Source organism: Elusimicrobiota bacterium (assembly GCA_016706425.1).
Classification (GTDB): domain Bacteria; phylum Elusimicrobiota; class Elusimicrobia; order FEN-1173; family FEN-1173; genus JADJJR01.
In genome coordinates this window covers 460,637-481,823 of record JADJJR010000001.1, presented here as the reverse complement: position 1 = coordinate 481,823, position 21,187 = coordinate 460,637, and the positions used below count along the sequence as shown (strand labels likewise).

Sequence of the window (21,187 nt, the reverse complement as noted above, 5' to 3'; positions counted from 1 at the left end):
CCCCACGCGCCGGGATCGCGCCTTCGCCTTTGCCAACACCCCCCAAAAACAAACCGCCGCCCCGATCGTGGTGACCGGGGCGGCGGTGCTTTTTTGAATCGTCCGACGGGGTGCCTTACTTTGTCACCACCGCCGCGGCCATGGGCGGCAGCGATTCCGCGCTGTTCACCGTGGAAACGCTGGGGGCCGCCTGATTGGCCAATCGTTCGTAGAACGCCCAGCGGGCGTCAATGGCTTTTTGCGCCAAATCCATCGATTGGAGGGTTTGGTCGTCCTTCCCTTTGGTCAGCGGGACGAAGCGGTTTTCCCCCAGCAAATGGTCCCGCAAGGGGAGGGTTTTTTTGCTGTCCAACTGGAAGGGGTTTTTGCCCTGCTTGGCCAAACGGGGATCGTAGCGGAAGAGCGGCCAGTAACCGGAATCCACCGCGCTTTTCGTCTGCTTGATGCTGCCGCTAAGATCGTAGCCGTGCTCAATGCAGGGGCTGTAGGCGATGATGAGCGACGGGCCGTCGTACTGCTCGGCCTCAATAAAGGCTTTGAGGGCCTGGTTGTCGTTGGCGGCCATGGCGACCTGGGCGACGTAGATGTTTTGGTACGTCATGGCGATGAGGCCCAGGTCTTTCTTGGGTTTGCCCTTGCCCCCGGAAGCGAATTTGGCGATCGCCCCGAAGGGGGTTGATTTGGACGACTGGCCGCCCGTGTTGGAGTAGACCTCGGTGTCCAAGATCAAGACGTTGACATTTTCGCCGCTGGCCAGGACGTGGTCCAGCCCGCCGTAACCGATGTCGTAGGCCCAGCCGTCGCCGCCGACGATCCAGAGGGATTTACGCACCAGGTTCTCGGCCAGGTTCTGCAGGTCTTTGACCTTGGGGCCGCTCAGGGTTTTCAGCTTTTCCTGAATTTTGGCCACGCGGTCACGCTGCTCTTCGATCTGCGTGTCGGTGATCTGTTGCGCGTTGAGCACGCTGTCGGCCAACTCGGCGCCGATTTGGTCGCGTAGACCGCTCACCAGGTTGCGGGCGTAACCCACTTTTTTCACGTAGGAGAGGGTCATGCCGAACCCGAACTCGGCCGCGTCTTCGAACAAGCTGTTGGACCAGGCCGGACCGAACCCGCGTTGGGATTTGGACCAGGGCGTGGTGGGCAGATTGCCGCCGTAGATCGAGGAGCAGCCCGTGGCGTTGGCCACGATGGCGCGCTCTCCGTAGAGCTGGGTGACCAGCTTGAGGTACGGGGTCTCGCCGCAGCCCGCGCAGGCGCCCGAGAACTCAAAGAGCGGGTCGCGCAGTTGGACGTTTTTGACGGCTTTCATGTCCATGGAATAGGAATTGATGTCCGGCAGGGCGTCGAAATAGGCCCATTTGACTTTTTCTCGCTCCCGGATGGGCGGCTGCTCCACCATATTGATGGCGCGGTAGCTGGGGTCGGTTTTGGATTTGGCGGGGCAGACCTGCACGCAGAGGGTGCAGCCCGTGCAATCTTCGGGGGCGACCTGGATGGTGTAGAACTTGTCTTTGAAGGACGGGCCGAACATGGCCTTGGCCTTGAGGAACTCGGCCGGGGCGGCGTCGGCGGCGGCCTGGTCGTACAGCTTGCCGCGGATGCAGGCGTGGGGGCAGATGATCACGCACTTGCCGCACTGGATGCAGAGCTTTTCGTCCCAAACCGGCATTTCGAGGGCGAGGTTGCGCTTCTCGTACTGCGTGGTGCCCGAGGGGTAAGTGCCGTCGGCGGGCAACGCCGAGACCGGCAGCAGGTCGCCCTCGCCTTTGATCATCATGGCGGTGACGTTTTGGACGAAGTCGGGCGCGTCGGCGGTGACGGGCGGCTGCATGGCCTTGGCGGAGGAGACCGTCTGCGGGTATTTCACCTCGGCCAGCGTCTCGAGGGCTTGGTCGACCGCGGCTTTGTTCATGCGGACGATCTCTTCGCCTTTCTTGGACCAGGTCTTTTCGATGTATTCCTTGATGTGTTTGACGGCTTCGTCCTTGGGCAGGATGTTGGCCAGGGCGAAGAAAGCCGTCTGGAGCGGGATGTTGAAGCGGCGGCCGAGGCCGACTTTCTTGGCCACGCCGTAACCGTCCAGGACGTAGAATTTCACTTTTTTCTCGATGATCCGATGTTGGGCGGTGGCGGGAAGGTCTTCCCACACTTTGTCCGCCGAGAACGGGCTGTTGAGCAGGAACGTCGCTCCCTCTTCGGCGTATTTCAAGACGTCGTACTTGCCCATGAAGTTGTAGTCGTGGCAGGCCACGAAGTTGGCCTTTTGAATGAGGTAGGACGAACGGATGGGCTTTTTGCCGAAGCGCAGGTGGCTGATCGTGATGGCGCCGGCTTTCTTGGAATCGTAGAAGAAGAACCCTTGGGCAAAATTGGGCGTGTCTTCGCCGATAATTTTGATGGAGTTTTTGTTGGCGGACACGGTGCCGTCGCCGCCCAAGCCCCAGAACACGGCGCGGACGGTGTCTTTGTCCTCGACGATGAAGTTCGGGTCGTAGGTGAGGCTGGTGTGGCTGACGTCGTCGTTGATGCCCAGGGTGAAGTGGTTCTTCATGGTTCCGGCCTTCATGTGGTCGTAGAGGCCTTTGATCATCCCGGCGTTGAATTCTTTGGAGGAGAGCCCGTAGCGGCCGCCGTAGATGCGGGGCAGGGCGAAGGGCAGCTGGTTGTTGATGAGCGATTCCATGACGGCGGTGGAGACGTCGAGGTAAAGCGGCTCGCCCTGGGCGCCCGGCTCTTTGGTTTTGTCCAGAACGGCGATCTGTTTCACCGTCTTGGGGAAGGCATTGAGGAAAAGGTCCGCGGCGAAGGGGCGGAACAGGCGGACTTTGAGCACGCCCACTTTTTCGCCACGCGCGTTCAAATAATCCACCACTTCGGAGACGGACTCGCAGCCGGAGCCCATCATCACGACCACGCGGTCGGCTTCGGGGTGGCCGTAGTAATCGTAAACCTTGTAGGGACGGCCCGTGAGCCGGGCGTAGCGGTCCATCTCCCCCTGCACGATGCCGGGGACCGCGGCGTAATAAGGATTCACGGTTTCGCGGGCCTGGAAGTAGACGTCGGGGTTTTGGGCCGTGCCGCGGATGAAGGGGTGCTCGGGCGAGAGGCCGCGCTGGCGGTGCGCGTTGACGAGGTCCATATCGATCATGCCGTTCAACACCTCGTCGGAGACCAGCTCCACTTTTTGGATTTCGTGGGAGGTGCGGAACCCGTCGAAGAAGTGGACGAAGGGCACCCGCGAGCGGAGCGTGCTGGCCTGGGCGATGGCGGACAGGTCCATGGCCTCTTGCACGCCGTTGGACGAAAGGATGGCCCAGCCCGTCTGGCGGACCGCCATGACGTCTTGGTGGTCGTTAAAAATGGACAAGCCCTGGGCGGCGATGGAACGGGCCGCGATGTGGAACACCGTGGAAGTCAGCTCACCGGCGATCTTGTACATGTTGGGGATCATCAACAGAAGCCCCTGCGACGAGGTGAAGGTGGTGGAGAGGGAACCCGTTTGGAGGGCGCCGTGCACGGCGCCGGCGGCGCCGCCTTCGGACTGCATTTCGACCACGCTGGGGACTTCGCCCCACAAATTGGGTTGCTTCATGGACGCCAGCAAATCGGCCCGTTCGGAGAGGCTGGACGACGGGGTGATGGGATAAATCGCGATGACTTCGTTCAGTTTGTAGGCAACGTGGCAAACCGCTTCGTTGCCGTCGATCGTGACCATTTTTTTAGACATCATGTTCTCCTTGGCGGCGGCCTGTGGTTCCCGTGGGTTGTTGTACCGACGTCGCTGTCGTCAACGAAGAGGGAATGGAGTTGAGTATTTATGAGGAAAGGCCGAATTGCCCTTCAAAGCGACTTCATTATACCAATCGGCGGGCGGAACCACAATACGGCGGGTCAGCGGCGACCGAAAATAGACCCCAAAAGGCCCCGCATGATCTGCCGACCGGCCTGGCTGGCGGCGGCCCGCGCCGCGCTTTTGGCCATGGACTCAAACAGGCCGTCCGCCGGACGGCCGGGACCCCGGGCGGGCTCGGCGGCCGGGGCGGGGCCGAGGGTTTGAACGGCGCGGGTTTTGAGCTTTTCGAAGGCGGATTCGCGGTCCAAAAGCTGTTCGTAGCGGCCGAGCAGGCGAGATTGGCGAAGGACCGCCTGGCGCTGGTCCGGCGTGAGGGGGCCGATTTGGCTGCGGGGCGGCAAAACGAAGGCCCGCTCCACCGGGGTGGGGCGGCCCGCCGCGTCCAAAAAGGAGACCAGGGCTTCGCCCACGGCCAATTGGGTGATGGCGGTTTCGACGTCCACGGTGGGATTGGCGGCGAAGGTTTCGGCGGCGGCTTTGACGGCGCGCTGATCCTGCGGGGTGAAGGCGCGCAGGGCGTGCTGGACCCGGTTCGACAATTGGGCGAGCACCCGGGCGGGCACGTCGAGAGGGTTTTGGGTGACAAAATAGACCCCGATGCCTTTGGAGCGGATCAAACGGACGACCTGCTCGATTTTTTCCAGCAGGGCGGGCGGGGCGTCGTTGAAGAGCAAATGGGCCTCGTCGAAAAAGAAGACGAGGCGGGGCTTTTCCGGGTCGCCGACCTCGGGCAATTGCTCGAACAACTCGGCGAGGATCCACAACAAAAGGGTGGCGTAGGTTTTGGGGGCGGTCATGAGCCGGTCCGCCGCCAAAATATTGATCTGCCCGCGGCCGGAAAGATCGGTCTGAATCAAATCCGCCAAGGCCAGGGCGGGCTCGCCGAACAGCTTGTCCCCCCCCTGGCTTTCCAGCTCGAGCAACCCGCGCTGGATGGCGCCGATGGAGGCGGCCGACACCTGGCCGTATTGGGTTTGAAATTGGGCGGCGTTGTCGCCCACGTGCTGGAGAAGGGCGCGAAGATCCTTGAGATCCAACAACAGGAGGCCCTGGTCGTCGGCCACGCGAAAAGCAATGGTCAAAACACCGGCCTGGACCTCGTTTAGATTCAATAAACGGGACAATAGCAGAGGGCCCATCTCGGAGACCGTGGCGCGCAGGGGGTGACCCTGCTGGCCGAAAACGTCCCAAAAGGTCACGGGGAACCCTTCGAAGGCGAAGGGGGCAAGCCCGAGCTGTTGGATGCGTTCGGCGATTTTGGGTTTTTCGCTCCCCGGCTGGGCCAGGCCCGCGAGATCGCCCTTGACGTCGGCCAAGAAGACCGGCACGCCGAGGCGGCTGAAGCCCTCGGCCATCCCTTGGAGGGTGACGGTTTTCCCGGTGCCGGTGGCTCCGGCCACGAGGCCGTGGCGGTTGGCCATGCCGGGCAAAAGGGTCAGATCGCGGGTGGATTTGGCGACGAGCAGGGGTGCGAGGGCCATAAAAGCCTCCTTAATTTCCGTCAATGCGGATGAATAATATAGCAATTGCCGCCCGTCAATTTGAACGATCGAAGCGGGGGTTTTAGGGTTCGACCGCGGGGGCGGGGCGGTCGGGGTTGCGGACGACGGCGATGAGGTAGCCGAGGTTGCGTTTGGGGTTGTCGGGCGCTTTGGCGCCGACGCGCGCGACGGCGTGGGCGATGCGCTCGGGGCCGTGGGCGTTTTCGAGCGCGATCAGCGCTTCGACGGCGCCGATGTCGGCGTCTTCGTAGAACGCGGCGGCGATGCGGGCGGCGCGGGACACTTTGTCGGGGCCGTGAAGCGCGACAAGGGCTTGGCGGGCGGCGGCGCGGAGGGCGGGGTCGTGGAACGGGTTGGGGGTGTATTCGTTGGGCGGGCGGGGGCCGCCCGCGGGGGAGAGCGGCGAGGGGTGAACTTCCAAGAGATCGGCGCGTTTGAGCTCAACCGTGCCCCGATCCAGGGTCGATTCGGAGACGCCGTGGTCCCGTTCGAGGGTGAACTTGGACCGGCGCCAGCGGGGGCGCTCGGGGGAGCGTTCCGAATAATAACGCCCGAGAACAAGCATGAGCTTGCCGGGGAAGGCGAGGCGGCGGTCCCACCCGAAGGACCAGTAGTCCCGGGAGAGCGAAAAAGTGTCGGGGCCGAGGGGAAGGAGCGTGACCAGGGCGTCGGAATCTTTTTGAAACGCGACGGTGAGGAGACCGTAGCGGTGTTGCAGTTCCCGCAGCGTCCTTGAAACGAAAAACCGCTTTTGTTGGGGACGAAGGCGGGGTTTCCCCATCCGGTCGGCCACGGCCTCCAAGGGGACGCGAACGGGGCCGGTGGCGCCGGGGGCTTGGGATTCCTTAAGCAACCAAAGGTAAAGGTCGAAGGCGTTTTCGGCGCGGCGGCGGCTCATCAACCCCAGGCCGGCGGGGGACGCCAACAGCGACGCGGGAAGGCGCACGGCGGCGTCCGGCACGTAGGGCGTGCGGGGGATTTGGCCCAGGTACGCCGCCAGGGGACGCAGGACGGCGGGTTCGCGGAGGAGGAGGTTGGTTTCGATGTTTTCGGTCCAGGATTTGGCGGACCAGTTGGAGGAGCCGAGAAGGGCCGCCGTGCCGTCGACCAAAACGGCTTTGGCGTGGAGAAGGGCGGGGGCGTCTTCGAAGAACACGCGCACGCCTTTTTGCGCCAAACGCTCGGCGGCGGCGCGATTGCGGTCGTTCAAGGAGTCGACTTCTTCGCCGCCCAAGACGGAGAGGCTGTTGAAAACCACCTCGACCCGCACCCCCCGCGCGGCGGCGGCCCCGAGGGCGTCGGCCAGGCGGACGGGGAGCGACTCGGCGTGAAGGGGCGTCAAGGAATAGAGGTAGACGTAGGCGACAACCGAGGCGGTGGAACGGGCGACCAGCCCCGTGAGAGTGTCGAAATAGCGGTCGCCGGGAACGAACTCGACCGGGGTCGGCCGCGCGGCGGCCGAGGCGGAAAGAAACAGGGCGGCGGCGAGGGACAGGAAGAAGGAGTGGGGTGAAGGTTTCATGGGCATTGATGGTAGGGGGATTGGTAACTCTGGCGATACACCCTCCCTTGAATTCCAGAGATTGAACATACAATCGGCATACGCTTAAATAACAAAAATATTGATAATTAGCCGTTTTCGTTAAACTTAAGGGTCAAAAGCAGGCACCTTTTAAATAAACATCAAGCCCAATAGGGTAAATACCGCGCATATTTTCGGGAGGCCCCGACCTTCTCATCAAGCTTGATAACCTTTGCCTCGGTGGACTGGGCAATGATTTGGGACACGATCGCACTCTTGCTTTCGGGCAAATGGAACCGCTCCCGCAGGGACTGGTTCGTCATTCGCTCGGACATGACCCACTTCAAGACGCAGTGCTGGTAACAAGCGCGAACCCGGTCGTCCCGGTTCATCTCGTCAAATCCCTTGGGACCGAACAGCGTGACGACGGTGCGGTGGTGCAAGGCGCGGAAGTCAGGCGCGGGGAGTTGGAAGACCTCGGCGGCGTGGACCACCTTGTCAATACCGCTGCTCTTCTCCTCGCAAATTCCCACGCGCCGCATGAAATCAGCCAATCGCTCGTTACGGGACTGGTAACCGTCAATGAAGCGCTCCACGGGAACCACGGGTTCCCCCGGGTTGGAGACTTCGATCCGATTGGAATACACCTCCACCATCACGGACGCGCCGGTAACCGCGAAATCCTGGTGGATCAGGGCGTTAGCGATCAATTCGCGGATGGTGATTTCAGGGACCAGCTTGACCTCTTTGCGCAACGCGTCTTCGATGACTTCATTCTGCGGCAACTGATCCATGACGAACTTCACCAGCCCCTGGAATCCGACGGCGTACCCTTTCTTGCCTACCTGATCAAGCTTCGTGTCCAACTTGGATATACCGTGATAGACCACGACGCGGGGCGCTTTGCGCGCGATGTCGGAGAAATCTTCGAGATGCTTCGCCAGAAGGATCGCCCCCAATCTTCGTATTGCGTAACTTCCGCCTTGAGCGTCCACCAAGCGATCCTGGACCAGCCGGTCCAAAACCCCCGTACGGTCGGTCGGATAAGGCCGCTTGAGCAACTCAAAATAAGTCTGGGTATCCAACAGGTCAACGACCTTCTGGGCGTCGAGACCCCGCATGGACGGTTCCTCCAGCCAACCGGGCTCGCCCTCCGCGAAGATGCGGCGGAGCTGATCCTCGCTCATAGGGACGAGTCCTTCACCGGACCGCATCAAATAGGCGCCATCCAGATGATAGGCTGTCCCTCGGGGCCGCGACGGGATATGGAACACCAACACCCGGCCGGACGGATGAGCGACTTCCTCGATATCCACGCGAAAACCAAGGATTTGAAAAAGCTTCTCCGCCATCTCCACCGGATTGACGAACGCCGCCGTCCCCACCACGGGACGGGGTGGCTTGTCCGCCACCCCGAGCAGGAGTCGGCCGCCCCCTTCGTTCGCCAGGGCGACGCAATATTTGGAGAGTCGATTGTTATCGAACTGGGTCTTTGCTTCCTTGAATTCCAGGTTTTGGTGCTCGGAGGGGGAGGCCCGCCAAAGGTCAATTTGTTCTGGTGTTGTGGTCATTGTGATCCTGTCGGCACGGTTTTTACACTCTCCCAGTCAGTCCCTGAAAAACCATGAATAGGGACTTCCCATCGTTTATTATGGGTTGTAAAAGACGAAACCGGTTCCCTCTCCCCCGCAGGGAAATGGAACCGGCTTTTAAACTGGGGTGAGTAACGGGATTTGAACCCGCGACCTTCCGGGCCACAGCCGGACGCTCTAACCGCTGAGCTATACCCACCAAATGGGAAAGGAGGAAAAAAGTCGGGAATTCCCAACGAAAATTGAATCCCTCATCCGGGCTTTCAGCCCACCTTCTCCCAAAAGGGAGAGGAAAAATTCTTCGTTTCCCAACAGGCGAGCGCTATTATAACTTAAAACACCCAGGGTTTGGCCGCCGCCTGGGCGATGTCGCGGGAGGTGGAGATCATGCCGCGTTCGGAGCGGTACCACTCGTGGATGACGACGCCGGCCTCTTTGACGAGGCTGGCCACCGGGACGGCGAACACCAGGCCCCAGAGACCCCCCAACGCCAAACCGGCCATCAAAGCGAAGATGACCGTGACCGGGTTCAAATTGACGCTGCGTTTCATGATCAACGGTTGCAGGATCCAACTGTCGATGTAATGCACCGCGAGGAACACCACCAGCACCCGCGCCGGGCCTTCCAGATTCGAAAATTGGAAGATCGCCACCATCATCCCCACCGCTCCGCCGACGACCGGGCCGAGGTAAGGAATCATGTTCCCCAACCCCGCCGCGATTCCGATCAAGGCGGCGTAATCCAATCCAATAAACCACAGACCGGCCACGGAAAACACACCCACCAAAAAGGCCTCGAAAATCATGCCCCGGGCGTATTTGCCGAACACACCGTTGATTTTGCTGAGGAGGCTGAGGAACCGCTCGACCCACACCCCGGGGCAGGCGTCGAGGGTGATCTGCGCGGCCCGGGGCCCGCCCCGCAAAAAGAAAAAAGCCACAAACGGGATCAGCAGGAGGTTGACGACGAACTCAAACACCGAGGTCACGAAACCCTGGGACTTCCACCAGTTGAAATGGATCCACGCCATGGCGTCGGTGATGGTTTTTTCGAGGATTTTGGTGCGCTTCAGTTCCGGCCATTCGAATTCCAGAACCTCCTGGGCCCGGCGCATGGCGGTTTCGGCGCGGTGCATGTAATCGGGCCAATTGGCCCGCAGGTCGGGAATGTCCTGACCGACGGCGACGAGCGCCCAATAAGAGAGCCCCGTCATCAAAACCGTGAACCCCACAAAAAGAATGACGACCGCCTTCTCGCGCCGGACGCCGCGAATTTCTAAAAAGGAAACAAGGGGGTTGAGAAGGTAGGCCAGAACGGCCGCGAAGAGGAACGGCATGACCACGACGCGCACTTCATAGAGAAACCACAAGATCAACCCGACCGCCAGCAGCATCACCCCGCCGTGGACGCGGCGCTCTTCGGGACGGAAATCGACGAACGGCGCGCTCACGAGACCGGCGGTTTGGGGACCGCGACCCGGGGCAGGACCCGGTGTTCCCGTCGAAGGCGCGCGCTCAGAAGCCGGCCCAGGGTGTAGAGGATGGGCGCGGCGGCGCGCGGGAAATGAATCCGCAGGTGGTCGAAGATGTCTTTGTACATCACGTACAGGTGGGCGGTCTCCACGGCGCGGCAGGTCGAGGCGCGCGGCAATTCGTCGAGCAAAACCATCTCGGCCAGGAAATCGCCGGGCCCGAACTGCGCCACCGGCTCCATCTCGCCGGACGCCGTGTTGCGGCGGAGCACCTCCACCCGCCCTTCGGCCACGATGAAAAAAGCGCGGCCCACGTCGCCCTCCTGGAACACCACATCGCCGGGGCCGTAGGTCTTTTCCATGATTTGCTTGACGATGCGGGCCAAATCGCGGCTGGGCAGATCCTTGAAGAGGACCACCGAGCGGAGGAATCGGAGTTTCTTGCGGAAAACGGGATCCCCGAAAAAACTTTCGAGGAATTGGCGCGCCCGGCCGGCCAAACGGCCGGGCAGGGAGGTGGGGAGCGGGGCGACCGGGGCGTCGCTCATGCCTGTCAGGGCGCGCGGCCCCCGAACTCTTTGGCCACGTCCTGGGCGGCGTCCTTGACGCGGCGGCGGACTTTGTCGGCCTGTTCGCGGAGGAGCTCACCGCCTTCGGCCAACAGGTCCTTCGTTTCGTCTTCCCATTCTTCCAACCATCGGGCCAGACGGCGGCGGGTGTCGCGGCCCGACCGCGGGGCCAGGAGCAGCGCGGCGGCCGCGCCAAGCGCCGCGCCGACCAGAAACGCCGCTAGAGACGGCGAGGAAGTATTGTCGCTCATGGGTCAATCGTCCTTTCCGGAGTCTTCCGAAGGCGCGGCGGCGCGCTTGCGCCGGAACCCGCGCATCACCGAATACAAAAGCCCCGCCCCGAAAGCGGCGGTTTTGCCCAACCCCCCGGAGGCCGCCAGAGCGGCGCCGCCGAGGGCGCTCACCACGTCCCCGGCGCGGGACACCTTGTCCCCCAGCCGGAGCGTGAAGAATTCCAACAGCCGGGCCAGGCGCCTCACCTGCCAAAGCGCCAAGGCCAGGAAAACCGTGCCGGCCACGAGGGCCACAACAACCACGGTCAACAAAATTGCGATGTAGATCTCAACGGTCATGGGAAGTTCCCTCCACGGTTCAAGTATGACGGACGATTCCGGTCGCGTCAATAGGCCGCGGGAGCGGGGAGCGACCTTCCGGCGGGCTAGCGAATGCGGTGGACCCGGCGTTGGGACGGCCCGTAGAAATACCGTCGCTCCACCGGCTTCTCGTACTCGATGACCTGGCGGTAGGCGTTGGTCCACACGCCCATGGCGTAGACCATGGACAGGCACAGGATTTCGGATTCCAGGAAGAAGGAAAGGCCCCCTTGCGCGGGCAGGTTGGCGATGAGGAAAAACGCCAGGCCCACCAGGACGAACATGGCCCCGTGAAGAAACACCATTTCAAAAAGAACCTGGTAGGCCAATTGCCGGCTGCGGCCGAGGGCGCCGAAAGGGCCGTGGCCCTCCAGCGCGACGGCGAGCGGCGCGAAGGAAAAAATGAGCGCCATGACGACCGCCCCCATGCTGGTCAACGGGTAGACCGCGATGGCCGCCTGGGGGGAAACCACGGCTTTCCAATGGCTGAAAAAAGGCTTGATCCAGCCGCCCAGCATAGCGTTGAACATGCGATTGAACCCATACCCCCCCAGCAGAGACAGACCGAAGAGGGCCACGAAAACCAGCGCCAGTGAAAACACGCCCGACAAGCGGACGCGCGGGGAACCCAGTCGGGGCGGGGAGGCCTGAAAGGGCATGTTGTCGCAAGCGATGCGCATGGGCCAAACCCCCGCCAACAGGGCCACGACCACCCTTTCCAGCAAGGTGACCGGCGTGCCGTCCTGGGTGATGAAATGCAAGAGGCCCGCGTGGATCGCCGCCATTCCCCCACCCAACAACAACCACAGGGGCAGGCGGGCGTGGAGGGCGGTGAAACCGAAGAGGACCGCCTTGTCGATGTCGATGACCCGGAAATCCCGGGATTGGAGATGGAACCCCATTACTCTTTCGTGGCCCGGGCGACGGCGCGGGCGGCGTTCTTGTAAAAGGATCCGCGATCAAAACAGGCGGCGATCTCGCCGGGGGAAAGGCGTTCGCGGACCCGCGCGTCGTTGGACACGGCCGGCCGGAAGGGCGTTCCCGCGGTCCAGGCCGCCAGGGCGTGCCCCTGCACGATTTCGTAGGCCTGTTGCTTGGGCAGGCCTTTTTTCGCCAGAGCCACCACAATCCGCTGGGAGCAAACGATGTCGGCCGTTTTCTCCATGTTGGCGGCCATGCGTTCCGGGTGGACCTGCAGCCCGTCGATCACCCCGGCCAAACGGTGGAGCATGTAGTCCAACAAAATCGTGGCGTCGGGCAGGATCACCCGCTCGACGGAAGAATGGGAAATGTCCCGCTCGTGCCAGAGGGCGACGTTTTCCAGGGCGGCCAGACTGTGGGCGCGCAAGAGCCGCGCCAGGCCGCAAATGTTTTCGGAAGCGATGGGGTTGCGCTTGTGGGGCATGGCGCTGGAGCCTTTTTGGCCTTTGGAAAAGGGCTCTTCGACTTCCAGCACCTCGGTGCGCTGGAGGTGCCGGATTTCGGTGGCGATGCGCTCCAAGCCCGCGGCCACCAGGGCCAGGGTTTGAACAAAATGCGCGTGGCGGTCCCGGGGCACCACCTGAGTCGAGACGGGCTCCGGCCGAAGGCCCAGGCGACGGCAAACAGCGGCTTCAACCGAGGGATCCAGGTGGGCGAAATTCCCCATGGCCCCGGACAATTTGCCGAAAGCCACTTCCGCGCGGGTTTGAGCGAGGCGGCGGGCGCCCCGTGTCAATTCGGTGTACCACCCGGCGACTTTAAAACCGAAGGTGATGGGTTCCCCGTGAACGCCGTGGCTGCGCCCCATCATGGGGGTGGCGGCGTGGGCGCGGGCGAGCTTCTTCACAGCGGCCCGCAGTCGCTCGATCCCGACGATCAGGAGATCCGCCGCGCGCGCCATTTGCACGGCCAGGGCCGTGTCCAACACATCGGAAGAGGTCAGTCCCCGGTGCAACACTTTCGCGGCGGGACCGGCTTTCTCCTCGATTTGGGTCAAGAAAGCGATGAGGTCGTGTTTCGTGGTTTTCTCGATTTCCAAAATGCGGGCCACGTCCACCTTGGCCCGACGGCGAAGGGTTTTGACCGCGCGGCGGTCTTCGGGTGTGCGGGCGTAGGCCTCCGCCGCCAAGAGCTCCACGTCCAGAATGGTTTGCCAGCGGAATTCGTCGGTCCACAGGGCGGCCATTTCGGGCCGGGTGTAGCGCGGGATCATTTGTTTACCTTATCAAGTTTTTCGAGGAATTGCCGCAGGGCGGCCGGGTAGAGGCGGTGTTCTTGTTCCAGAACACGGGCGGCCAGCCCCTCGGCCGTGTCGCCGGGGACCACCGGAACTTTCGCGCGCGCGATCGCGGGGCCGTGGTCGAATTCGTCGTCGACCAGATGCACCGTGCATCCGGACTCTTTTTCACCGGCGGCCAACACCGCCTCGTGCACATGGCGGCCGTACATGCCCTTGCCGCCGAACTTGGGCAGTAGCGCCGGGTGAATGTTGAGGATCCGCCCGGGGAAGCGGCGGATGAAGTTCGGTTCGACTTTGAGGAGGAAACCCGCGAGGCAGACGACGCGCACGCCTTTTTCCAGCAAGGCGTCGGCCACCGCGTCGAAACAGGCCCCGCGGTCCGGGAAGGTTTTGGGGTCGAACACCCGGGCGGGAACGCCGAGGCGCGCCGCCCGGTCCAGGGCGCCCGCGCCCGGCTTGTTGGAAATCAGGAGACGGAAATCGGCGCGGGGGATTTCGCCCCGCCGCGCCGCCGCGACCAGCGCCTCGAAATTCGACCCGCCGCCGGACACCAACACCCCGATGCCGACGGGGTCCACAGGTCAGTCCAGCCGGACGGCCCGGGCGCCTTTTTCCACCCGGCCCACTTCGAAGCAGGGCTCCAAAAGCTTCTTCACGGCCGCGGCCTTCTCCCGCGACACGGCCAGCACGAGACCCAGCCCCATGTTGAACGTCCGGAACATTTCGATGTCGGACACGTTGCCCCGTTTTCGGATTTCGGCGAACACCTCGGGCAGGGGCCAGCTCGCCGTGTGAAAAACGGCGTCGCAGTTCTTGGGAAGGAAGCGGGGCACGTTTTCCAACAGCCCGCCGCCCGTGATGTGCGCGATGCCCTTGATGGCCCCCCGGTGTTTTTGAAGGGCGTTCAGGACCGGCTTCACGTAGATTTTGGTGGGCGCCAAGAGGGCTTTTCCCCATTTTTTCAGGTCCGGCCCGCGGAAAAGGACGCGCACGAGGGAGTAACCGTTCGAGTGGACTCCCGACGAAGGCAGGCCGAGCAGGACGTCCCCCGGCTTGATTTTGTCGTTGCGCACCCGCTGGCTCTCGTCCACCACGCCGACGGCGAAACCGGCCAAATCGTATTCCTCGGGCTTGTAGAACCCGGGCATCTCCGCGGTCTCCCCGCCGATCAGGGCGCAACCCGCCTGGCGGCAGCCTTCGATCATGCCGCCGATGACCTTCTCGGCGGTGTCGACGTCCAAGTGGCCGGTGGCGAAATAGTCCAGGAAGAAAAGCGGCCGCGCGCCGCCGCAAACGAGGTCGTTGACGTTCATGGCCACCAGGTCGATGCCGATGGTGTCGTGGACGCCGAGTTCTTGGGCGATTTTGAGCTTCGTGCCCACGCCGTCGGTGCAGCCGACCAGATAGGGTTTCTTGTAGCCCTTGGGGAACGGGAAGAGCCCCGCGAAATCGCCGATGGCGGGCAATTTTTTCTTGATGCGGTCCACCAACGCGTCGCCGGCGTCGATGTCAACCCCCGCTTTTTTATAGGTCCAGCCTTTATTGTTTTTCTTTTCCATAAAGAATCTCCGCGGGAGACTGAAGTGATTTTCGAAGTTCCGACGCCGTAAACAAGGGGATCAAACGAAGGCCTTTCTCTTTCAATTTTTCGGGCCCGCCGGACTCCCGGTCGATGACGCACAGCACGTCCTCGATTTGGGCCCCCTGCGCCCGCAGGGCCGCCACGCCGTCCAGAATGGCGCCGCCCGTGGTCACCACGTCCTCAACGACGGTGACGCGCTTCCCTTTGAAATCGGTTCCCTCGGCCAATTTGCGCGTGCCGTACTCCTTGGCCTTTTTGCGCACGAAGAGGAGCGGCAACCCCGTTTCCAGGGCGATCGCGGTCGCCACCGGCACCCCGCCCAGTTCCAGACCGGCCAAAAGTTCCGTACCGGCGGGCAAGCGGACTTTAAGGGCCGCCCCGATCCGTTTCAAAAGGCGCGGGTCGGATTCAAAAAGGTATTTGTCGAAATATTCGTTGGACACCTGCCCGCTGCGCAGGCGGAAAGTGCCCTTGATGTTGCAGACGCGATAGACGTCCCGCGCCAAATCGCTGAATTCGCTCACGAACGCCCTTTCTTGTTCTTGATGGCCAACACGTCCCGCGCGGCGGCGACCGGGTCCCGGGCCTCGACGACACTGCGGCCGATCACGAGGGCGTTGGCCCCGGCGGTCCAGGCCGCTTCGGGCGAGGCCACCCGTTTTTGGTCCGCCCCCCCCGCGTCGCCGAATTGAATGCCCGGGGTCACGAGCGGCAGGCGGATGCCCGCGCGCCGCAGGAGCGTGACTTCCTGGGCCGAACACACCAACCCGTCCAAACCCATTTTCTGCGCGAGGCGCGCCAAGCGCAGAACCTGCCGGGCCGGCGGGGCGGACACGCCCACCTCTTTCAAATCGGACGCCCCCAAACTCGTCAGGACCGACACACCCCAAACCAACGGCCGGGGCCGGGCGGCGAGGGCGGCCCGCATCACGGCCGACCCGGCGCCCGCGTGGATGGTGCAGGCCGTCAAGCCCAACCGCCCCGCGGATTCCACCGAGCGTTTCACTTGGGAAGGGATATCGTACCATTTGCAGTCCAGGAACACCCGCTTTTTCCGTCGGAGGAGCCACGGCACGAGGCCGGGGTCTTCCAACGTCAGGGCCGGGGGCACTTTATAAAAATCCACCGCGGCGCCCAAGCGCGCGACCAACCGCCGGGCCGCTCGGCCGGAAAGATCCAGGGCGATGATCACTTCTTTTTTAAAACCGGTTTTCATTGGGCCGAATACCCCCGCGCTTCCGCGACGTTCCCGAACCCGCCCCGGGCCAGCAATTTCCCCAGCCGGCGGTTTAGGCGGCGGACCATCCCGGGGCCTTCGTAAACGAACCCGGTGTACACCTCCACGAGAGAGGCGCCCGCCAAAATTTTTTCGTAGGCGTCCTCGGGTGTAAAAACGCCCCCCGCGGCGATGAGCGCCAAGCGCCCGCCCCCGAGCCGCGACAGCGTCCGCACCACCTCCGTCGAACGCGCCTTGAGCGGCGCGCCGCTCAGTCCCCCCTCCGCGGGGGCCCCGGGCGGCAGGCCCGATCGGTCCCGGGTGGTGTTGGTCGCGACGATCCCGTCGAAACGCGCCCCGACGGCCGCGTCCACAATGCCTTGATAATCCGTTTCGTCCGGCGACACTTTGACGAACAAGAGCGGGCGCTTGCGGCCGGGCCGCGCGGACCCCAGAGCGTCGGCCCTTTCCCGCAATACGCGCAGGAGGGCCGCGAGGGTGTCCCCCGCCTGCAGGTCCCGCAGACCCGGCGTGTTCGGCGAACTGACGTTCACCACGAAAAAATCCGCCCGGTCGTACAACCGCTCCAAACAAACGATGTAATCATCGGCCGCGCGCTCGTTGGGCGTGTCTTTGTTCTTGCCGATGTTGACGCCGATCGGCACGGCGAATTTTCCGTTGATCCGGGCGGACAGGGCCTCCGCGCCGGCGTTGTTGAACCCCATGCGGTTGATCAACGCCCGGACCCCCGGGAACCGGAACAACCGAGGCCCGGCGTTGCCCGGCTGAGGACGCGGGGTCACGGTGCCGACCTCCAAAAAACCGAAGCCCAGGGTGGCCAAGCCAGCGACCGCTTCCCCGTCTTTATCAAAACCGGCCGCCAAACCGACGGGCGTGTCAAAAACCAGCGCGTCGGCCCCCGCGCCCAGCGTGACGCGCAGGCGCGGGTCGTCCACGGGACGGCGCCGGGCCCAACGGCCCCAAATTCTTAAAGCGGCCATCCCCACAGCGTGTGCGGCTTCGGGCGGAAGGGAAAACAGGACCGGGCGCAGGACGCGCCGGTAAAAACCGTCGATCACGAAACCGCGGTCGCCCGGGGCGCCGCGCGGCGGCACTCCCCGGTCCTGTGAATAAGAGGCATTCTGGCCGGGTGATTTTGTGTGGCGACAAGGAACGAGGAAGGCGCATATCGGGAATATGCAACTGACGAGTGACGCCGCTCGCCGCGCAAAATCACCCGGCCCCTTCGGGGGAGCCCCCCTTTGCCCGGCTTCTTCGTTGCTCCTCGGTTACGATGGCCCGCATCGCGCCCTCGTCGCGCCTCGAATCCGGACAAAGGCGGGCTCCCAGAATGTGTCTTATTCACGGGACCGGGGAGTATACCACGCGGCCCTCCACCATCGTCAAACGCGCGGCGCCCCGCAGGGTCTGGCCGATGAACGGCGAGTTCCGGCTTTTGGAGACGAAATCCCCCACGGTGTGCGCCTCGGCCGGGTCGATCAACACGACGTCCGCCGGGGAGCCCTCGGCCAAATCGCCCACCGGCAACCCCAGCGTTCGGGCCGGATTGGCCGTGAGCCGGCGCAAGGCCTCCGGCCACGTCAAATGGCCCGGCTCGATCAATTGGGTGACGACCAAGGGCAACAAAGTTTCCAGACCGATCACCCCGAAGGGCGCCGCCGAGAATTCCTGCTCTTTGGACGCGCGGGAGTGCGGGGCGTGGTCCGTGGCGATGCAATCGATCGTGCCGTCCGCGAGGCCGTCGATCAGGGCGCGGCGGTCGGCCTCGGCGCGGAGCGGGGGGTTCATCTTGGCGTTGGTGCCGTGGGCCAGGACGGCGTCTTCCGTCAACGTAAAATGGTGGGGGGTGCAATCGGCGGTCACACGCAGGCCTTTCTTTTTCGCCTGCCGCACAAGCTCCACCGTTTCCCGGGACGAAATGTGGGTCAAGTGGAGGTGGGCGCCCGTGAGCTCGGCCAGGGCGATGTTCCGCCCGGCGGCGATGCTCTCGGCCTGGCGGGGAATGCCCTTGTGCCCCAGCCGGGTGGCCAACGACCCCTCGTTCATCACCCCGTCGGCCATGAGGGATTTGTCTTCGGCGTGCTCGATGACCGTGATGTCGAACATCTTGGCGTAGTCGAGGGCGCGGCGCAGCAATTGGGTGTCGGGAACCGAGTTGCCGTCGTCGGTGACGGCGACGGCGCCGGCGCCGGCCATGGCGCCGATTTCGGCCAGCTTTTCGCCGGAACGCCCCAGCGTGATCGCCCCGGAGGGCCACACCCGCACGCAGGCCGTTTCGGCGGCGCGGCGCAAAAGGAACCGGATCCCCGACACGTCGTCGATGGGCGGGTTCGTGTTGGGCATGGCCACGACGCTGGTCACGCCCCCCGCGGCGGCCGCCCGCGTGCCGGAAGCGATGGTTTCGGCCCCTTCGTGGCCGGGCTCCCGCAGGTGGACGTGGATGTCGATCAGTCCGGGGGCCACGATCAAACCTTTGGCGTCGATCACCTCCGCCCCGACGGGCACGGGAATGTTTTTACCGACGCGCGCGACCTTGCCGTTTTCCACCAACAAATCGAAGGCGCCGTCCCGCTGGTGGGCGGGGTCGATCAATCGGCCGTTTTGAAACAGGAACGTGGTGGTTTCTTTTTTGTTCATGTGATCGCCTTGAGGGACGTCTGCACGGCCTTGGCGGCCTTTTGCGCCTCCGGCCGATTGACGGGCAGGCCCTCGGGGCCCGCGAAGAGGTAGAGGACCGCCATGCGGACCGCGATGCCGTTGGTGACCTGCTCCAAAATTTGGGATTGCGGCCCGTCGGCGACCTCGGAGGAGATCTCAACGCCGCGGTTCATGGGGCCGGGATGGAGGACGAGGCAATCGGGCTTGGCCTTTTGCAGGCGCTCGGTGTTGAGTCCGAACAGTTCGGTGTATTCGCGTACCGTCGGGAAATAGGCCCCCTGCTGGCGCTCCCGCTGGAGGCGCAACACGTTGACCACGTCCGCGTCCCCCAGGGCCTCGTCCAAATCGGTGGAGACGGAAACCTGGGACCCGAAAATATCGGTCAGGCCGGCGGGGATCAGCGTCGCCGGACCGCACACGGTGACTTTGGCCCCCAGCTTGGTGAGCGCCCACAAGTTCGAGCGGGCCACGCGGGAATGGAGGATGTCCCCCAGGATGACCACCTTGAGCCCTTCGATCTTTTTCTTTTTTTCGCGGATGGTGAAGATGTCGAGCAGCCCCTGGGTGGGGTGCTCGTGCGACCCGTCGCCCGCGTTGATGACCCGCGCTTTGACCGCGCTCGCGATGATCCCGGACGCGCCCGAGGCCGCGTGACGGACCACCATGAAGTCCACTTTCATGGCCTCGTAGGTTTTGGCCGTGTCGATCAGGGACTCGCCCTTGGTGACGGAACTCGTGGACGCGGTGAAGTTCAACGTGTCGGCGGAGAGGCGCTTGGCCGCCAATTCAAAGGAGCCCCGCGTGCGGGTGGAGGGCTCGAAGAAGACCAGGGCGACCGTTTTGCCCCGCAGGGCGGGGACTTTTTTGATGGAGCGGGTGAAGAGGTTCTTCATGGGCCGCGCGACGTCCAGCACGGTTTCGATCTGCGCCACCGAAAGGTATTCGAGCCCGAGAAGGTCTTTCACGCCGTTTTCGCGGAGAGCCACACCGCGTCCTCGCCGTCCAGTTCCGACAGGTGCACGTCCACCCGCTCGTCGCGCCGGGTGGCCACCAACCGACCGGCGAAATCCGCCTGGATCGGCAATTCGCGGTGGCCCCGATCGATCAGCACCGCCAGGGCGATTCGGTCGGGGCGGCCGAAATCCATCAGCTCATCCAGGGCCGACCGGATGGTCCGCCCGGTGAAAAGGACGTCGTCGACCAACAAAAGGGTCTTGCCCGCGATGTCGAAGGGAAGTTCCGTTTCGTGCACGACCGGGTGGAGGGCGGTTTCGGCCATGTCGTCGCGGTAGAAGGTGATGTCGAGGGATCCCACGGGCAACGGCGGCGCGCCGAGTTCTTCGAGGGCGCGGGCCAGACGTTGGGCCAGGGGCACCCCGCGGCGATGGATGCCCACCACGGCCCAATCCCCCCGGGGCGCGGGCAGGCCGGCCAAAATCGCCTTCGCCATCGCGGTCACCGCCGCGCGGATGTCCTCTTCGCTCAGGATGCGCTTGTTCGCCATCGGGCGCATTATCTCATTTTTTTTTGAATTCTCCGAGGAGATAAACAAAAAAAACCGCCGGCCCTTTCCAATCGATAAATCGTTGCGACACAACGTATTTGGCTTTTCCGGAAGCCATTTATTTATAGGGGAGATTTTTGTGTGTTTCTTCTTTTTTCCTTCAACGGGGACCCCCCATTGCCGCCGAGGGGTTTTCCTGCCCCGATCCACAGATCGTCGGGGTATTTGGCCGGCAGGATCGCGCTTCGAATGTCTTGGTTTACAATCCCCTTTTCTTTAAAAACCACAGGCGGGAGAAGGAAAAGCGTAAACAAATCGGGGAGCTTCCGCGCACGCTGTTGCGACGAACAACCGCTCTCGCTATACTTTGGAGCGTGCACCCCCTCCAATGGTCGGACCAATTCAAAACGGGAATCGCAAGCATTGACCGGGACCATCACGAACTCTTCGGCCAAATCCAAAATCTCAGCGAGGCCACCGTGAACGCCTCTTCGCGGGACGTTGTGGCGAACCTTTTGGAATTCCTCACCGATTACACCCGGCATCATTTCTCCAAAGAGGAAAACCTGATGAGGCGGGCCAACTACCCCCGTGTCGAGGAACACCGATGGGCCCATGAACAAATGATGTTGCACGTCACTGAAATGGTAAGGGATTTCCACTCCCCATCACAAACGGACCCGCGGCGGATCGGGGAATTCCTTTCCCATTGGTGGTCCGACCACGTCTTGAACGAAGATTTCTCTTTCATTCCGTGGGTTGAAGCGCTGCCGAAAAACGGATAGCCGCGGCAAATTCGAGGGGACGCCGCTCAAGGCGATCGCGGTTTTCCAACCTTATCCCCCCACGCAAGGGACATCGCCGCGCCCGGACAAATTA

At 63.1% G+C, this 21,187-nt stretch carries 19 protein-coding genes and 1 tRNA gene; 1 reads left to right on the top strand and 19 read right to left on the bottom strand.

All coding sequences use genetic code 11. From position 1 onward, the window contains the following. Nucleotides 1–115 precede the first annotated feature (115 nt). The 19 genes from nifJ to pyrR form a co-directional block, all read right to left on the bottom strand. On the bottom strand, nt 116–3,730 hold the full coding sequence (gene nifJ / locus IPI56_02075) for a pyruvate:ferredoxin (flavodoxin) oxidoreductase (GenBank protein ID MBK7544530.1): 3,615 nt from the start codon (nt 3,728–3,730) through the stop codon (nt 116–118). Between the two features lie 164 nt (nt 3,731–3,894). Further along, complete coding sequence (locus tag IPI56_02070) at nt 3,895–5,337, bottom strand: DUF853 family protein (protein MBK7544529.1); 1,443 nt, start codon at nt 5,335–5,337, stop codon at nt 3,895–3,897. An 82-nt stretch (nt 5,338–5,419) separates the two neighbouring features. Further along, a complete protein-coding gene (locus tag IPI56_02065; GenBank protein MBK7544528.1) occupies nt 5,420–6,880 on the bottom strand; it encodes a phospholipase D family protein in 1,461 nt (486 codons plus the stop codon). A gap of 161 nt (nt 6,881–7,041) precedes the next feature. Further along, nucleotides 7,042–8,451: a putative DNA binding domain-containing protein gene (locus IPI56_02060; GenBank protein MBK7544527.1), complete on the bottom strand. Its 1,410-nt coding sequence runs from the start codon at nt 8,449–8,451 to the stop codon at nt 7,042–7,044. 144 nt (nt 8,452–8,595) lie between these two features. Beyond that, a tRNA-His gene (locus IPI56_02055) sits at nt 8,596–8,671 on the bottom strand. A 133-nt stretch (nt 8,672–8,804) separates the two neighbouring features. After that, nucleotides 8,805–9,923 (bottom strand): AI-2E family transporter, encoded by a 1,119-nt coding sequence (locus IPI56_02050; GenBank protein MBK7544526.1) that lies wholly within the window; start codon nt 9,921–9,923, stop codon nt 8,805–8,807. Next, entirely contained in the window at nt 9,920–10,492 is a 573-nt protein-coding gene (locus IPI56_02045) for a cyclic nucleotide-binding domain-containing protein (protein ID MBK7544525.1), read from the bottom strand. Before IPI56_02045 ends, IPI56_02050 begins: the two co-directional genes overlap by 4 nt. Nucleotides 10,493–10,497: 5 nt before the next feature. Continuing rightward, nucleotides 10,498–10,764 carry a YtxH domain-containing protein gene (locus tag IPI56_02040; GenBank protein MBK7544524.1) on the bottom strand — a complete coding sequence of 89 codons (267 nt, stop codon included), beginning with the start codon at nt 10,762–10,764 and terminating at the stop codon, nt 10,498–10,500. A gap of 3 nt (nt 10,765–10,767) precedes the next feature. Further along, on the bottom strand, nt 10,768–11,085 hold the full coding sequence (locus tag IPI56_02035) for a hypothetical protein (protein MBK7544523.1): 318 nt from the start codon (nt 11,083–11,085) through the stop codon (nt 10,768–10,770). An 86-nt stretch (nt 11,086–11,171) separates the two neighbouring features. Beyond that, on the bottom strand, nt 11,172–12,008 hold the full coding sequence (locus tag IPI56_02030) for a hypothetical protein (protein MBK7544522.1): 837 nt from the start codon (nt 12,006–12,008) through the stop codon (nt 11,172–11,174). Further along, nucleotides 12,008–13,300 (bottom strand): adenylosuccinate lyase, encoded by a 1,293-nt coding sequence (locus IPI56_02025; protein ID MBK7544521.1) that lies wholly within the window; start codon nt 13,298–13,300, stop codon nt 12,008–12,010. Before IPI56_02025 ends, IPI56_02030 begins: the two co-directional genes overlap by 1 nt. Then, nucleotides 13,297–13,905 (bottom strand): phosphoribosylglycinamide formyltransferase, encoded by a 609-nt coding sequence (gene purN / locus IPI56_02020; GenBank protein ID MBK7544520.1) that lies wholly within the window; start codon nt 13,903–13,905, stop codon nt 13,297–13,299. The genes IPI56_02025 and purN overlap by 4 nt, the downstream gene beginning before the upstream one ends. A 3-nt stretch (nt 13,906–13,908) precedes the next feature. After that, nucleotides 13,909–14,886 (bottom strand): phosphoribosylformylglycinamidine cyclo-ligase, encoded by a 978-nt coding sequence (locus tag IPI56_02015; GenBank protein ID MBK7544519.1) that lies wholly within the window; start codon nt 14,884–14,886, stop codon nt 13,909–13,911. Next, nucleotides 14,867–15,433 (bottom strand): orotate phosphoribosyltransferase, encoded by a 567-nt coding sequence (gene pyrE, locus IPI56_02010; protein ID MBK7544518.1) that lies wholly within the window; start codon nt 15,431–15,433, stop codon nt 14,867–14,869. The genes IPI56_02015 and pyrE overlap by 20 nt, the downstream gene beginning before the upstream one ends. Beyond that, nucleotides 15,430–16,125, bottom strand: coding sequence for an orotidine-5'-phosphate decarboxylase (gene pyrF / locus IPI56_02005; protein ID MBK7544517.1), 696 nt, complete (start codon nt 16,123–16,125; stop codon nt 15,430–15,432). Before pyrF ends, pyrE begins: the two co-directional genes overlap by 4 nt. Further along, the gene (locus IPI56_02000; protein ID MBK7544516.1) at nt 16,122–17,201 is read right to left on the bottom strand and encodes a quinone-dependent dihydroorotate dehydrogenase; all 1,080 of its coding nucleotides are present in this window, start codon (nt 17,199–17,201) and stop codon (nt 16,122–16,124) included. The genes pyrF and IPI56_02000 overlap by 4 nt, the downstream gene beginning before the upstream one ends. A gap of 286 nt (nt 17,202–17,487) precedes the next feature. Further along, nucleotides 17,488–18,783 (bottom strand): dihydroorotase, encoded by a 1,296-nt coding sequence (locus IPI56_01995; GenBank protein MBK7544515.1) that lies wholly within the window; start codon nt 18,781–18,783, stop codon nt 17,488–17,490. After that, on the bottom strand, nt 18,780–19,790 hold the full coding sequence (locus tag IPI56_01990; protein MBK7544514.1) for an aspartate carbamoyltransferase catalytic subunit: 1,011 nt from the start codon (nt 19,788–19,790) through the stop codon (nt 18,780–18,782). Before IPI56_01990 ends, IPI56_01995 begins: the two co-directional genes overlap by 4 nt. Then, on the bottom strand, nt 19,766–20,317 hold the full coding sequence (gene pyrR, locus IPI56_01985) for a bifunctional pyr operon transcriptional regulator/uracil phosphoribosyltransferase PyrR (GenBank protein MBK7544513.1): 552 nt from the start codon (nt 20,315–20,317) through the stop codon (nt 19,766–19,768). The genes IPI56_01990 and pyrR overlap by 25 nt, the downstream gene beginning before the upstream one ends. Nucleotides 20,318–20,682: 365 nt before the next feature. On the opposite strand from pyrR, the gene IPI56_01980 reads away from it, so the two are divergent. Continuing rightward, nucleotides 20,683–21,093 (top strand): hemerythrin family protein, encoded by a 411-nt coding sequence (locus tag IPI56_01980; protein ID MBK7544512.1) that lies wholly within the window; start codon nt 20,683–20,685, stop codon nt 21,091–21,093. Nucleotides 21,094–21,187: the final 94 nt, after the last annotated feature.

Bases quoted from the DNA above. Each gene is read 5' to 3' on its own strand.
- nifJ (MBK7544530.1), bottom strand. From the start codon at position 3,730: ATGTCTAAAAAAATGGTCACGATCGACGGCAACGAAGCGGTTTGCCAC.
- IPI56_02070 (MBK7544529.1), bottom strand. From the start codon at position 5,337: ATGGCCCTCGCACCCCTGCTCGTCGCCAAATCCACCCGCGATCTGACC.
- IPI56_02065 (MBK7544528.1), bottom strand. From the start codon at position 6,880: ATGAAACCTTCACCCCACTCCTTCTTCCTGTCCCTCGCCGCCGCCCTG.
- IPI56_02060 (MBK7544527.1), bottom strand. From the start codon at position 8,451: ATGACCACAACACCAGAACAAATTGACCTTTGGCGGGCCTCCCCCTCC.
- IPI56_02045 (MBK7544525.1), bottom strand. From the start codon at position 10,492: ATGAGCGACGCCCCGGTCGCCCCGCTCCCCACCTCCCTGCCCGGCCGT.
- IPI56_02040 (MBK7544524.1), bottom strand. From the start codon at position 10,764: ATGAGCGACAATACTTCCTCGCCGTCTCTAGCGGCGTTTCTGGTCGGC.
- IPI56_02035 (MBK7544523.1), bottom strand. From the start codon at position 11,085: ATGACCGTTGAGATCTACATCGCAATTTTGTTGACCGTGGTTGTTGTG.
- IPI56_02030 (MBK7544522.1), bottom strand. From the start codon at position 12,008: ATGGGGTTCCATCTCCAATCCCGGGATTTCCGGGTCATCGACATCGAC.
- IPI56_02025 (MBK7544521.1), bottom strand. From the start codon at position 13,300: ATGATCCCGCGCTACACCCGGCCCGAAATGGCCGCCCTGTGGACCGAC.
- IPI56_02015 (MBK7544519.1), bottom strand. From the start codon at position 14,886: ATGGAAAAGAAAAACAATAAAGGCTGGACCTATAAAAAAGCGGGGGTT.
- pyrF (MBK7544517.1), bottom strand. From the start codon at position 16,125: ATGAAAACCGGTTTTAAAAAAGAAGTGATCATCGCCCTGGATCTTTCC.
- IPI56_01995 (MBK7544515.1), bottom strand. From the start codon at position 18,783: ATGAACAAAAAAGAAACCACCACGTTCCTGTTTCAAAACGGCCGATTG.
- pyrR (MBK7544513.1), bottom strand. From the start codon at position 20,317: ATGCGCCCGATGGCGAACAAGCGCATCCTGAGCGAAGAGGACATCCGC.